This window comes from Williamsia sp. Y853, assembly GCF_056786495.1.
The window spans coordinates 2200217-2213584 of sequence record NZ_JBXCJC010000001.1; the positions used below are offsets into that span (position 1 = coordinate 2200217).

Here is a 13368-nt window from a genome sequence, read left to right on the forward strand (position 1 = left end):
CGGGCAAATCGGCCGATGCCGCCCGTGACACCGACTCAGCCGAAGCTCCGGACGAACCGCACCGCGGTCGATTGCCAGGTCCATACGTGGTCGAGGAGGGCATGGCCGCCGCCCTCGATCGGCACGTAGGTCGCATCCACGCCGCGTTCCTGCAGCTCGGCGATACCCTTGGCGGTGCGACTCGGATACGTTCGGATGTCCGCGGTTCCGTGTAGCGCAAGCACTTTCGCGTCGATGTTGATGTAACGCCAATCTGCGTGCTGCCACCACGGTGCCAACGCGAGTACTCCGGCCACCCGTTTGTCGGCGGCCAGCCGAGCGGCCACGCGGCCACCCATCGAATGCCCGATGACGATTACCGGGGCGTCGGGTGCGGCCTGCAGCAGACGGTCGAGTGCCTGCTGGGCCCTGGCCATCGGGCTGTTCTCGTCGCCGTTCCAGCCGTATACCTCGTACACGGCTTGGCGGACGGCCACATCCGGCAGCGCGGTGAGCGACAACGTGAACGGGTACATGCGCAACGCCGCAGGTTGTTTCCGGCTGTACGGCTCGCGGGACGAGTCGGTGCCGCCCGGCAGCACCAGGACCGATGCCCTCGGTTTTCGGCCGGGGATCAGCACGTGCTCGGTGCGGGCGCGCCCGTCAGTCGATCGTTGATGAACGCCAAGGCAAACGGCACACCCGTTGCGATCGTCGACCCGTGGTCGCCGGGCAGGATGAGCGTCTGCACCCGGGTGCCCTGGCTGCACCACTTCGCGGCGGTGGCGAGAACTCGTGAGGTGGGGGTGAGTTGATCGTCGGCGCCCTGATACAGCAGCACGGGAATCCGCGGTACCTCGGGAACCATCTGCACACTGTTCAGGTTCAGGGCGGCGGTACCGGCCGGATCATCCGGCAGACGTCCGCCGGTCACGACATCGGAGATCTTGAGTCCTGCCCCGGCGTCGATGATCTGTTGGGTGCAGGCATTACGCATTTGGTTCGCCAAAGCCGTACCCCGTCCGTTGAGTTGTCGGGACAGGGGGAGTTCGGCCGGGTATTCGCGTTCCAGACCGACCGACGCGGCGAAGCCCAGCCCGAACAGCGGGTTGGCGGTGACGCCGAGGGTGCGGGCGATGGCATCGAGGTTGACGGGGGTTCCGCCTGCGGAAAGTCCGACGAGGTTCAGTTCAGGGGCATAGGTCGGTTCGAGGACCGCGGCGAACGCGCTGGCCATCGCGCCACCGGAGTATCCGGCGAGCACGGTGGGGGTCGTGCCGACCCGGAATCGGGCGTCGGACTGCACCGCGCGGATGGAATCGAGCGTGATGGTGCCGCCCAGCCTGGCCGCGCCGTACGCGCTGGTGGGGCCCAGGTGGTCGGGCACGTTGACCGCGACACCCCGGGCCAGGGCCAATGCGATCAGCTGTTGTTCTTGCAACCCGCCGGAGAACAGCTGGTGCGACGGTGCGCACTGCAGACCGAGGGAGTTGGTGAACGGCTGGTAGGAGAGCAGGTCGTGGCGGCCACCGCCGTCGGGGACGAGGAGTGTCGTCACCGCGGCGATCGGGTCACCGGCGGAGTTGGTGGTCCGGAACTGGATCTTCTGGGCGGTGGACCCCGGGAACGGGCTGCTCAGGTTCTGCACCTTGAGTACCTGTCCGTTGGCTGCCGAGTTCAGATTGCCGGGCGCGGCATAGAACGGGTCGCTGTTGGGGGCCGGCATGAGCGGTGCCGCGCCCGCCGGGGCCGCGGTGAAGCCGGCGACTGCTGCGGTGGTGAGTGCAACGGCGGCAAGGCTTCGCAGGATTCGCCGTCTCATCGGTTTCCGAACACGCATGGTGCCCCTCCGTCCCCCAACCGAGGTTTCGTCGGACCGGAATGCTACCGAGCGCGACATTTCTACGGTGGAGTGTAGCCCGCTCACCCGACTTGCAAGGACGATCGGTGGCAGAATTCAGGGCGTCCAGTCGAAGTCGCCAGGACGCAGCGGACGGTTCGCCGCTTCACTGCAGCACAACCGGAAGGAAAGACCAATGGCTCATCCGCGCGCGGGAACCGTGGCGTTGCCGGAAGATCTGATCGATGTGTCGGCTGTGTTCGATGCCTACTATTCCGGCAAACCAGATCCTGAAAACCCTTTGCAGCAAGTAGTTTTCGGTACTTCCGGCCATCGCGGATCGAGTCTGGACAACGCGTTCAACGAAGATCACATCGTGGCGACCACGCAGGCCATCGTCGAGTACCGGGCCGGTGCAGGCATCACCGGGCCACTGTTCATCGGCCGCGACACCCACGCCCTCTCACTGCCTGCCTGGCAGAGCGCGATCGAGGTCCTGGTTGCAGCTGGTGTCCGGGTCCTGGTCGACAGCCGAGACGGTTTCACTCCGACGCCGGCGTTGAGCCACGCGATCCTGACCCACAATCGGGGCAGTGGCCCGCAGGCCGACGGCATCGTTGTCACCCCGTCGCACAATCCGCCCCGTGACGGCGGTTTCAAATACAACCCACCCAACGGTGGCCCGGCGGACACCGACATCACCGGCTTGGTCGCCGCCCGCGCCAACGAGCTGCTCCGCAGCGGATTGTCCGGTGTGAAACGGATCCCCTTCGAGCGTGCCCAGAAATCGGAGTTCTACGGAACCTACGACTACCTCGCCGCGTACGTCGACGACCTGGCGTCGGTGATCGACATGGCGGCCATCCGGACCGCAGGTGTCCGAATCGGTGCCGACCCACTCGGTGGTGCCTCGGTCGGTTACTGGGGAGAGATCGGACGCCGCTACGACCTGCCGAACCTGACCGTGGTCAATCCCTCTGTGGATCCGGCATTTTCGTTCATGACCCTCGACACCGACGGCAAGATCCGGATGGATTGCAGCTCACCGAACGCGATGGCCTCGCTGATCGGTGCGCGCGATCAGTACGACATCGCCACCGGTAACGATGCCGACTCCGACCGGCACGGCATCGTGACCCCGGACGGTGGATTGATGAATCCGAATCACTTCCTGGCCGTTGCCATCGACTATCTGTTCACCCATCGCGGCGGTTGGTCGCCGAGTGCGGCGGTGGGCAAGACGCTGGTGTCGTCGTCGATGATCGACCGCGTTGTTGCCGGTATCGGGCGGAACCTGATCGAGGTGCCGGTCGGATTCAAGTGGTTTGTACCCGGACTCCTCGACGGCTCAGTAGGTTTCGGTGGTGAGGAGAGTGCCGGGGCGTCGTTCCTGCGCACCGATGGCACTGTGTGGACCACCGACAAGGATGGCATCATCTTGGCTCTGCTGGCCTCGGAGATCCTGGCGGTGACCGGCAAGACGCCTTCGCAGCGTTACGCGGAATTGGCGCAGCAGCATGGTGGTTCGCCGTCGTATGCGCGCATCGATGCTCCGGCCGACCGGGAGCAGAAGGCCAAGCTGGCGAAGCTTTCGGCGGCTCAGGTCACCGCGACCGAACTCGCCGGTGAGCCGATCACCGCGATCCTGACCGAGGCGCCGGGTAACGGGGCAAAGATCGGTGGATTGAAAGTGACCACCGAGAATGCCTGGTTCGCCGCGCGGCCCTCGGGTACCGAGGACGTCTACAAGATCTATGCCGAATCATTCAACGGGCCGGAGCATTTGGCGCAAGTGCAGGCGCAGGCGCAGGAACTTGTCGATGGTGTCCTGGGCTGAGCCGGTGCCCTCAAATCAACCGGATGCCGGGACGCCGATCAGGTAACCGACGAGATAGGTTGCAGCGGCGGCGATCACGCCGAAGGCGAGTTGTCGCAGTGCACCTTTCCAGATCGGCTGGTTGGTGAACTGTGCGGCAATTCCACCTGCCAGGAGCAGTCCGATCGCGCCGACCACGAGGGCGGCGGTCAGCGACTCGAATCCGAACAGGTAGGTGATCAGCGGGACCACCGCACCGACGGAGAACATTGCAAACGATGAGACGGCCGCGACGATCGGCGACGGCTTGTCCTCAGGGTCGACGCCGAGCTCGTGGGTCAAGTGCAGATACACGGCCCGCTCGGTGTCTTCGTGGACCTCGGTTGCGGCGGCTTGTGCGGTGTCCTCGCTCATTCCCATGTCGACAAACGTCTCGATCAGTTCGTTCAGTTCGGCTTCGGGGTGTTTGGCGAGTTCGCGGCGTTCGACCGCGACTTCGGCGTCGATCTGTTCGTTCTGGGTGGTCACCGAGGTGTATTCACCCAGCGCCATCGAGAAGGCGCCTGCCGCGAGGCCGGACACCCCGCTGAGGATGATCGTGTGGCCCGACGCTCCGGCCGCACCGACGCCTGCGACCAGGCTGATGTTGGTGACCAGGCCATCCATCGCACCGAAGGTGGCCGCGCGTAGGCGTCCGCCTGCGACGTCGGCATGGGTGTGAGTGGCCTCGCTGCGCCCGGATTGGGGCGGATGGGGTTGCTCATGCGGAGGTATTCGCGGCGACACCTCGCGATCGTACGCCGGGCCATCGGCGGATCTGCTCAGATTGTTCTCAGGCGTCGCTCGATACCCTGGTAGGCGATGCGCGTGTGTCGCGCGGTGACTTCAGTCGGTGAGAATCGGTTCGGTGAGGACAAAGTGAGCAACAAGAAGAAGCAGTCGGTGCCCAAGGTGTCGGGCGGTAACTACCAGCCCCGTGCACAGTCGAGCACCACGACGTACATCCTGGCCGGACTGGCCGTGGTGGTCATCGCCGCCGTGGTGATCGGCGGGATCATCTGGAACAGCAACCGCGACAGCGGAACTGCGGACGTCAATGCCCTGGCATCGAGTGCCACCTTCACCGCGGGTGACGCGGCGGCACCCACGACGATCGATTTGTTCGAAGACTTCCAGTGCCCCGCCTGCCGCAACCTGGAGGAGTCCTCGGGTCCGGCGCTGACCGATGCGATCAACAGCGGCCAGCTGCAGGTCCGCTATCACATGCTGAACTTCCTGGACAAGCGATCCGGGTCGGGTGACTACAGCTCACGCGCCGCGGGGGCGATGAAGTGTGTGGCGGACGGTGAGGACCAGAACGTCCAGTTGGCCTTCCATTCGAAGCTCTTCGAGGAGCAGCCCGCCGAAGGTGACGTCGACCACGACAATAAGGCGTTGGCCGCCTACGCAAAAGATGTCGGTGCCAATGAGGCGACGCAGCAGTGCATCGCGGACGGCGCTGAGGTGGCCGCTGCGCAGGCTTCTGCCAAGCAGTCGCAGGAAGAGCTGTCCGACGCGCTCGGCGGTCAGGTGGGCACACCCAGCGTGCTCCGCGACGGCAAGCAGGTCACGGTCACCAGTGGACCGGAATGGGTCGAGCAGCTGATCAGCTCCGACAACGGCTGAGCGGTGGGGCCCGACCGGGTCCGCCGACGAGCGGATTTGGTCGGGCTCACGCTGATGGTGTAATTTCGGTCGAGCAAGCAGAGCGGAGAAATTAGCCGCAAAGCTTGCGAAAACCGAATACGGGGCTATGGCGCAGCTGGTAGCGCACCACACTGGCAGTGTGGGGGTCAGGGGTTCGAATCCCCTTAGCTCCACCCATAAGAGGCAGGTCAGAGGATATTTTCTCTGGCCTGCCTTTTTGTTGTGGGTTGGGCGGTGGCTCAGGTGGTCAGTACCACTTTCAGTGCTTTCGTCTCCGCGGCCCGCCCGAAGATGTCGTAGGCCTCGAGAATGTCGTTCAGTGCGAACGTGTGGGAGACAAACGGTGTCGCGTCGAGCTTCTTCGAAGCGACCATCTTCAGCAGGGTGTCGGTGGTGTTCGTGTTGACCAACCCCATCGAAATGGCGATATTCGAAATCCACAGGGTCTCGAGTGGGAGGTTCACCCCGGTGCCGTGCACGCCGACGTTGGCGACGGTGCCCGCCGGGCGAACGATGTCGAGGCACATCGTGAAGGTGGCGGGGATACCGACGGCTTCGATCGCGACGTCGACCCCGAGCCCGTCCGTGAGCGCCACGACCTGTTCTTTCCAGTCCGCGTCGGAGGAAACCACCCCGTCGGTCGCCCCGAACTTCTTCGCCTCTGCAACACGGTTCGCGTCCAGGTCGATGGCGATGATCCGGGAGGGGCCGTAGAGGCCGGCTGTGAGCATCGCGGCCAGGCCGACCGGGCCTGCGCCGACCACCGCCACCACGTCACCGGGCTTCACCCGGCCGTACTGAACGCCGATCTCGTGACCGGTGGGCAGGATGTCCGACAACAGCACGCCTTCGGCGTCGCTGACCCCGTCGGGCAGCTTGTACACCGAGGTCTCGGCGAACGGCACCCGGACGTATTCGGCCTGGGTTCCGTCGATGAGATGTCCGAAGATCCAGCCGATCCCGGGCGCCCCCTCATCGGCCTGGCAGTGGGAGTAGACACCGTTCTTGCAGAAGCTGCACCGTCCGCAGGCGCTCACGCACGACAGGATGACGCGATCGCCCACGTTCAGTGTGGTCACCGCATCGCCGATCTCGGTGATGGTGCCCACGCCTTCATGGCCGAGAATGCGGCCCTCGACGACCGCCGGCACGTCGCCCTTGAGAATGTGGAGGTCCGTGCCGCAGATTGTGGTCGTATCGATTTTCACGATCACGTCGGTCGGATGTTTGATTGTCGGGTTGGGGACGTCGTCCCACGATTTCTTGCCGGGTCCGTGATACACAAGCGCCTTCATCAGTGCCTCCTATGCGGTATCCGGTCCTCCCGTTGAGGGCTGGACACTCCCCATTGTTCGTCGGCACAGTGTCGTTCGCAGGGCCTTGGGAACTCTGGCAACCCGACCGCTCAAGGAAACTCGGACGTGCCTACATCGTGGAATCGAGTTGGGCAACGATCAGCCGGGCCATGTTCGACGACCCCAGCGGTGTCGGGTGCCGGACCTGGGTCGCTGATCGGGGTGCGTTCCCTTCGAACCATCTCTTCGCCCCGGTGCACACGTCATGCCCGACCGCCGCCGCCACGATGTCGACATGGGTCGCGGCGGCCCTCTGCGCGGCCGACGACAGCACACCGTCGAATCGCTCGAAGAACCTGCCGACGAACATCGAATCGGCGGCCGAGATGTTCGCCTGCGGCACGCACCCCCGCGGTCCGAAGTATCCGAAATAGCCGCCATGGCCGACGACCACAACGCGCGCCTTCGGCGATCGGCGGCCGATCTCGGCGAGTACTGCATCGAGCTTGGCCGGTAGTGCCGCAAGTTTCGTGTCGATCGCCGCGCCGACAGCGGCGCTGGTGCGGCAGCGAGCGTCTGCAATGGGCAACGACGGGAAACAGGATGAGATCAACCCCCACCAGTCAATGTCGTTGCCCCCGATCGACAGCGTGACGAGTTTCGTGGTCTTCGACAGCGCATCGACTTGCGGCGGCAGCGGCCGAACCGCGAGCATCTGCTGCCCTTCGAGGACGTTGGTGGAGGTGGCGCCGATGCAGGCCACCGAGCGGTAGGTGAGACCCATCACGGCGGCCACTTTCACCGGATAGGCATCCGCGGTCCGGCCGCAATGGTCGCCGATCAGAACCGACATCCACGTCGGCGCGGCGGCACGCGAGTCGCCGAGCGCAACGTATTCCGCCCCTCGGGCGTCGGCGGTTGCCACCCCTGTGCCGGCGAACATCAGTAGGGCTACGAGTACTACGACCAGGATCTTCACCGGCGCAGCGTATGGGTGGCCGATCCCCATGAGGTGGCAAATCAGCAGCGCTCATACGAACGCGTGAGTGTTGTTTTCGGCCTCGCGTCTCGGCGCGGTCACCACAGGTGCATTTCGGACCGTCGCACTCAATTCATGTACGGGAGTTGAGTTCTCGCCCTTCACGCTCGGGGGGATGCCCCTGAAGAACCGGCTTGTCGCGCTCCCGGCTCTCGGTTCGTCGACGCGGGCGTGAATTGAGGTAACTCCAGTCGCCGGATCGAGTAGTCGAGTACTCACGATGCGCCGCAGGCAATCGACTACCGTCGGATTCAGTCGACTGCGCCGCATGTGCAGGCTGGGCGCTTGGCTACGGATCGGGATGGCCGTGTCGTGAGCTTGCACCTACGCACAGGGGTCCGACAATGAGCGCTCAAGAACAGCAAGCCCTCGATTCCCTCTACGCGCTTGACAACGTGTTGACGATCAAGATTTCGATGTCGCAAAACGACTGGGATGCAGTGCGAACCGAGCAGCCGGCCGGTGGGAGGTGCAACTTCGACTGGTCCGGCGGCAGCCGGTACACATGGCAAAAGGCAATTTCGGTCGAGATTGAGGGAACCCGTTTCCCCGCTCGAACCACCTTCACCGAGGTCGGCATCAAGAAGAAATCGTTCTGCGGCTCGATCAGCAGCGAAAAGCCGTGCCTTCACATCGACTTCGGAAAATTCCGTAAGGCCAACGTTCCGGTCATCAACCAGCTCATCGGGTCACGCTATCTGACCCTCAACAATTCCATCCAGGATCCCTCTTACATTCGGCAGCCGCTGGGCTACAAACTGTTCGCCATGGCCGGCCTGCCCAACTCGCGATGCAACTTCGCCCGGGTCTTGGTGAACGGCAAGCCAATCGGCCAAGGGTTCGCGGGCGTCAACAGTCCGGGCGTCTTCGTCAACGCAGAACCGATCATGCCGCGCTATATCGAGCGCAACTTCAACGGCAACATGAAGGGGAACCTGTACGAACTCGAACACAACGACGATTTCGTCAGCAGCCGGTTGCAGTTCATCGGGGTGGAGTCGCTTTCCGAATTCGAGGACAAGGCCGACCTACGGGTCGCCATCGACCATATCGACGAACACGGACTGGCCGGGGCGAGCGAGGTATTCGACCTGGATCAGTTCATCCGGATCAATGCGATGGAATTTTTTCTGAAACATTGGGACGGCTACTCCAGAAACACCAACAACACCTATGTCTACAACGACACGGAAGCCGTGGCCGTACCTGGTGTGGACAACGTCAAGTTCAAGATGATCCCGTGGGGCCTCGACCAAACTCTCCAACCCACCAGACATTTCAAGCTCGACACCAGTGGGCTGATCGCGAAGCTGGTGCGCAACGACCCGGCGCGCCGGGCGCAATTGATCGGTCAAATCAGGACCTATCGAGACACTGTGTTCGGTCGCGCTACCCAGGAGGCCGTGCTGCATCCGATGATCGAAAAGATGGAGGCGCTGCTGAACGGATTCGGTGTGCCCAACGCGTCAGCGGAGTTGGGGGTGGTTCGGAAGCAATTGCGATTGGCCGGATCGGCCGGCTATCTTTGCGCCGGACTGCCGGACGCAGACGGGGCCTACATTCGCGACGACGTCACCAACGACTGTCTGCATGCCGGCAATTCTGAGGGGATTCCGGCGGGTACACCGAATCCGGTGAATTTCGAGGTCGTCCATCGCCGACGTCCGCCCGTTGTCGACGATTCGGATCTGTGGTGCTTCGACGATCTCGGATCGGGAAAGTCGGTTACCAGTAAGGCTTTCGACCGTTTGCTCCATGCTAGCTCGATTGTGTCGAGCCAAGGGCACAAGTTGCTCTACACCTGTGCGGCGAATAACAACGAAAGCGCCGAAGAGTTTTCGGTAGTTCCCATCGATACGCCGGACACGTTCACCTTCAGTGGCTATTTCAACTTGGTCAGCATAAGGACCGGTCTGAGTACGAAGTTCGGGTCCGACCCCACGCCGTCAGGCGAACCGAGAGTTCATCAGGATTCCGGCGAGTCCAAACTCTTCTTCACGTGATCGGTGCGACCGAGTACCGCGTACCCGCCATCGTCGTCGACAATGAGGATCTTGTTCGCGCCGCCGCTGGAAAACGTCGTGATGCCTTCCGGCTTCATGGATCGATGGAAGTCAACATCAAGCAGCAGGACCTCGTCGCTCCGGCCGTTCCACCTGCACAGCTGAAACGGTTCGTTGTCTCGACTGATCGCACGCCCCAACAGAATCAGGAAGTCGCCGGTTCGCTCGTCATAGGAAATATCCCGGATGCCCTGTCTCGCGCTCGAGCGCGCGACGCGTGCGCGGAGGATGGATGGAGCCTCGAGCGACGCCGTTGTCCACGAGGCTGCGCCGGCAGCGACGCGGATCACCACGACCGCGATTCCTCCGGGATTCGCGGGACCTCGCAGCCCGAACACGAGCGTGCTCGCGCGCGGATCCCAGGCCAGGCCTTCAACGTTGAGTCCGCCCGCGTCCGGTTCGCGGTCGCCGAGTACGGCGAGCGAGGGTTCGTTGGCCAGTAGCCACGCGCGGAATCCGTGCATGGCATCCGCGTGGAGGTCACCATCAGAGGTGTAGCGGACTCGCACCAACCCGTCGTTGACCTTTTCGCGTCTGGACCCGCCGCCGCCCGCGACACTGAATGACGACGCGATGACAAGGTAGGTCTCGCCCTGGCATTCGATGCTGGTGAGGCCTTCGGGATCGCGCAATATCCCATCGGCAATGCCGACCAGTGGGCGCCGCCGAACTTTGTCGACCTGTGCACCGTCGACGTCGAGCGTGAATTCGAAGAGCGCGCCCGGGTCCCGATTGTCGACGAAGACGAAGCGGCGCGGACCCACCTGCGCGACCCCCGAGGCGTTGAACGGCTTGGTGCCGTTCTTCTCACGGAACGGCGTCGACCTGACCTTCTTCCGTCTCCGGCCTGAGGCGACCCACCGCTCCACGTGATCCTTCCTACCACCGCACGCCGAGTCGCGGACTTGCATGCACTACTCCGGCCCAACTTCATCCACCTCGGTGACCTCCGAGGGCGTATTGCCCTTCGGCCCCGCTCTCGGGGCCGAAAGTGGTCACCGAATCAGGGTGTGTTGGCGCCGTCGACGGACCGGTGGACGTCGGACGCGTTCACCCTCACCCACGTGGGGTGTTTGGCCGAGCGATTGTCGCCCGATGACCTGCCACGCAGCCGTCTGATCGCCCACGGCGCCAGATGACTGCGGACAAAGCGCATGTTCTCGATGACCCGTCGCTTGTCGGCGTCGGTGGGTCGGTCGGGTACCGGGATCGTGTGGACGCCGAGCGCGCGAAGGATGTGGGCCGCCACCCGTTGATGCCCGATCGGGTTCAGGTGCAGACGGTCATCAGACCAATAGACCGCGCGGCGGATCTCGCTGTCGTGGAACATGTCCACAAACGTGATGTCTTCGGCGTGGGCGAGGGCGGCGACCCCGGTGGTGAGGTACTCGCCGCGTCCGCGGATCTTGTCGCGCATCGGCAGCCCATCGGACGGGTCGGCGCCGGCGAGTAGGACGACCTCGATCCCGGCATCGCGGCACCGCCGCACTGCGGTGCGGGTCAGTTCGATGAGGCCGGGGAGGTCGCTGCCTCGGCGCAGCATGTCGTTGCCGCCGCCGTTGAACGTGAGCAGCGTCGGCAGCGGGTCCATCGACAGTGCCGCATCGATCTGCTCGGTGGCGATGGGCGCGAGCAGGCGACCGCGGATCGCGAGATTCGCGTAGTCGGCGCTGCCGTGTTCCGCGGCAAGCCCTGCTGCGACGAGATCTGCCCAACCACGCGGGTTCACACCGTCGGGTTCGTCGCCGACTCCCTCGGTGAAACTGTCTCCGACTGCAACGTAACGCATTGTGCTCCTGTAACTCTCGACTTCGGCGGTGGCGGTGGCGTCACCGATTGACATCTGTGCCCGATCGCCGGTCAGAACCAGTCCGGCCGGGCATCGAGGGTGGTGCGGTCGAGCGCGGCGACCAGCGACAGCTGTGCGGCGGTCTTGGGCAGCTCGTAGCGGAAGAAGTATTGGGCCGCAGCGCGTTTGCCGTCGTAGAAGTCGCCGGTCTTGGAGCCGACCGCGAGCAGCTGTTCGAGCCACATCCAGGCGATCACGATGTGGCCGGCAGCCTCGAGGTAGGCGGTTGCATTGGCCAGCGCGAGTGCGGGATCGCCCGACGACCAGACGGTTGTGGTTGTGGTGACCAGCTGGTCCAGGGCGGTTCGGAGGTCTGCCGCGTACACGGAGGCGGCATCATCGTCGGTGGCACGGTGGATGGCGTCGCCGATGGTCTCGGCGAGCTGCGTGAGCCCGGCACCACCCTGCATGACGACCTTGCGGCCGAGGAGGTCGAGTCCGTGGATGCCGTGCGCGCCTTCGTGGATCGGGTTCAGCCGGTTGTCGCGGTAGTACTGCTCGACGTCGAATTCCTTGGTGTAGCCGTAGCCGCCGAGGACCTGGATCGCCAGGCTGTTCGCCTCCAGACACCACTGGGATGGCCAACTCTTTGCGATCGGGGTGAGGACGTCGAGAAGAAGGCCGGCGCGATCCCGGTCCTCTCCGGTGCTGGTGCTCTGCTCGTCGACCAGTTTGCTGCAGTACAGGCCGAGAGCGAGAGCGCCTTCGACATAAGACTTTTGGGCCAGCAACATCCGCTTGACGTCGGCGTGCTCGATGATCGGGACGGGCCGCGACGCCGGGTCCTTCTGATCGACCGGTCGGCCCTGTGCCCGCACCTTGGCGTATTCGAGCGAGGCGAGATAGCCGGCGTAACCCAGTGAGGTGGCGAGGAAGCCGACTCCGATCCGGGCCTCGTTCATCATTTTGAACATATACGACAGGCCGCGGTGCTCCGTGCCGACGAGATAGCCCACCGCGCCCGATTCCGGTGTGGGAGAGTGGGTTCCGTCTCCGAAGTTCAGGAGGGTGTTCGTGGTCGCGCGGTTGCCCATCTTGTGATTGAGGCCGACGAGCGCAACGTCGTTGCGGGTACCGTCGGTCAAATATTTGGGAACGATGAACAGCGAGATCCCCTTGACCCCCGGGCCGCCGCCGGGCGCTTTGGCGAGGACCAGGTGGACGATGTTCTCAGACAATTCGTGATCGCCTGCCGAGATCCACATCTTGGTCCCGGTGATCCGGTAGGTGCCGTCGGACATCGGTTCGGCCTTGGTCGTGATGTCGGCGAGCGACGATCCGGCCTGCGGTTCGGACAGGCACATCGTGCCGAAGTATCGGCCTTCGACCATGGGTCGCACCCAGGTGTCGATCTGCTCGGGGGAGCCGTACTCGGCGACGAGATTCGCGTTGCCGACGGTGAGGAACGTATACGACGACATCGCTGCGTTGGCGGCCTGGAACCACGCCATCGCGGCCCTGTTGACAACGGTGGGCAGCTGCATGCCGCCCAGTGATTCATCGAACGAGCCCGACAGCAGTCCGGCTTTGACGAACTCGTCGATGCCGGCCCCGATGCCGTCCGGCAGCACGACCTTGCCGTCGTCCCCGATGAACGGTTCGTTCTGGTCGCCGATCTTGTTGACCGGGGCAAAGCGCTTGGTGGCGAGGTCTTCGCTGAGTTCGAGGATCGCGTCGAAGGTCTCCCGGGAATGCTCTGCGAACCGGTCACGGGTTGTCAGCTTCTCGACATCGAGCCATTCGTAGAGCATGAACTCGAGGTCGCGACGGGACAGTGGGGTGGCCATGGGACTCCTTCAAA

General features: G+C 64.0%; 11 protein-coding genes and 1 tRNA gene. 4 read left to right on the forward strand and 8 right to left on the reverse strand.

Going from position 1 to position 13368, the window contains the following annotated elements; translation table 11 throughout:
- Positions 1 to 35: 35 nt before the first annotated feature.
- Both AC1TPF_RS10015 and AC1TPF_RS10020 read right to left on the reverse strand, forming a co-directional pair.
- Positions 36 to 614 carry an alpha/beta hydrolase gene (locus tag AC1TPF_RS10015; protein WP_482144074.1) on the reverse strand — a complete coding sequence of 193 codons (579 nt, stop codon included), beginning with the start codon at positions 612 to 614 and terminating at the stop codon, positions 36 to 38.
- On the reverse strand, positions 614 to 1801 hold the full coding sequence (locus tag AC1TPF_RS10020; protein ID WP_482143673.1) for a lipase family protein: 1188 nt from the start codon (positions 1799 to 1801) through the stop codon (positions 614 to 616). The genes AC1TPF_RS10015 and AC1TPF_RS10020 overlap by 1 nt, the downstream gene beginning before the upstream one ends.
- A gap of 214 nt (positions 1802 to 2015) precedes the next feature.
- Here AC1TPF_RS10020 and pgm point away from each other — a divergent pair, with 214 nt between their 5' ends.
- Positions 2016 to 3656: a phosphoglucomutase (alpha-D-glucose-1,6-bisphosphate-dependent) gene (gene pgm / locus AC1TPF_RS10025; RefSeq protein WP_482143674.1), complete on the forward strand. Its 1641-nt coding sequence runs from the start codon at positions 2016 to 2018 to the stop codon at positions 3654 to 3656.
- Positions 3657 to 3671: 15 nt separating this feature from the next.
- On the opposite strand, the gene AC1TPF_RS10030 is transcribed toward pgm, so the two are convergent.
- Complete coding sequence (locus tag AC1TPF_RS10030) at positions 3672 to 4421, reverse strand: VIT1/CCC1 transporter family protein (protein WP_482135286.1); 750 nt, start codon at positions 4419 to 4421, stop codon at positions 3672 to 3674.
- Positions 4422 to 4553: 132 nt separating this feature from the next.
- On the opposite strand from AC1TPF_RS10030, the gene AC1TPF_RS10035 reads away from it, so the two are divergent.
- Positions 4554 to 5300: a DsbA family protein gene (locus AC1TPF_RS10035; protein ID WP_482135285.1), complete on the forward strand. Its 747-nt coding sequence runs from the start codon at positions 4554 to 4556 to the stop codon at positions 5298 to 5300.
- Positions 5301 to 5421: 121 nt separating this feature from the next.
- Positions 5422 to 5494: transfer RNA gene (locus AC1TPF_RS10040), tRNA-Ala, on the forward strand.
- A 66-nt stretch (positions 5495 to 5560) separates the two neighbouring features.
- On the opposite strand, the gene AC1TPF_RS10045 is transcribed toward AC1TPF_RS10040, so the two are convergent.
- Together AC1TPF_RS10045 and AC1TPF_RS10050 are read right to left on the reverse strand one after the other, a co-directional pair.
- Positions 5561 to 6616 carry a zinc-dependent alcohol dehydrogenase family protein gene (locus tag AC1TPF_RS10045; RefSeq protein WP_482135284.1) on the reverse strand — a complete coding sequence of 352 codons (1056 nt, stop codon included), beginning with the start codon at positions 6614 to 6616 and terminating at the stop codon, positions 5561 to 5563.
- 130 nt (positions 6617 to 6746) lie between these two features.
- Entirely contained in the window at positions 6747 to 7595 is an 849-nt protein-coding gene (locus AC1TPF_RS10050) for an SGNH/GDSL hydrolase family protein (protein ID WP_482143676.1), read from the reverse strand.
- A gap of 404 nt (positions 7596 to 7999) precedes the next feature.
- Here AC1TPF_RS10050 and AC1TPF_RS10055 point away from each other — a divergent pair, with 404 nt between their 5' ends.
- Positions 8000 to 9658: a CotH kinase family protein gene (locus AC1TPF_RS10055; RefSeq protein ID WP_482143677.1), complete on the forward strand. Its 1659-nt coding sequence runs from the start codon at positions 8000 to 8002 to the stop codon at positions 9656 to 9658.
- Here AC1TPF_RS10055 and AC1TPF_RS10060 read toward each other — a convergent pair.
- The 3 genes from AC1TPF_RS10060 to AC1TPF_RS10070 form a co-directional block, all read right to left on the reverse strand.
- Complete coding sequence (locus AC1TPF_RS10060) at positions 9622 to 10587, reverse strand: DUF3616 domain-containing protein (protein ID WP_482143679.1); 966 nt, start codon at positions 10585 to 10587, stop codon at positions 9622 to 9624. The genes AC1TPF_RS10055 and AC1TPF_RS10060 overlap by 37 nt on opposite strands.
- Before the next feature lie 134 nt (positions 10588 to 10721).
- Positions 10722 to 11507: an SGNH/GDSL hydrolase family protein gene (locus AC1TPF_RS10065; RefSeq protein WP_482143681.1), complete on the reverse strand. Its 786-nt coding sequence runs from the start codon at positions 11505 to 11507 to the stop codon at positions 10722 to 10724.
- Positions 11508 to 11578: 71 nt separating this feature from the next.
- Positions 11579 to 13354 (reverse strand): acyl-CoA dehydrogenase, encoded by a 1776-nt coding sequence (locus tag AC1TPF_RS10070; RefSeq protein ID WP_482143683.1) that lies wholly within the window; start codon positions 13352 to 13354, stop codon positions 11579 to 11581.
- Positions 13355 to 13368: the final 14 nt, after the last annotated feature.

Coding starts and splice junctions, on each gene's coding strand:
- AC1TPF_RS10020 (WP_482143673.1), bottom strand. CDS start 1,801: ATGAGACGGCGAATCCTGCGAAGCCTTGCCGCCGTTGCACTCACCACC.
- pgm (WP_482143674.1), top strand. CDS start 2,016: ATGGCTCATCCGCGCGCGGGAACCGTGGCGTTGCCGGAAGATCTGATC.
- AC1TPF_RS10045 (WP_482135284.1), bottom strand. CDS start 6,616: ATGAAGGCGCTTGTGTATCACGGACCCGGCAAGAAATCGTGGGACGAC.
- AC1TPF_RS10055 (WP_482143677.1), top strand. CDS start 8,000: ATGAGCGCTCAAGAACAGCAAGCCCTCGATTCCCTCTACGCGCTTGAC.
- AC1TPF_RS10065 (WP_482143681.1), bottom strand. CDS start 11,507: ATGCGTTACGTTGCAGTCGGAGACAGTTTCACCGAGGGAGTCGGCGAC.
- AC1TPF_RS10070 (WP_482143683.1), bottom strand. CDS start 13,354: ATGGCCACCCCACTGTCCCGTCGCGACCTCGAGTTCATGCTCTACGAA.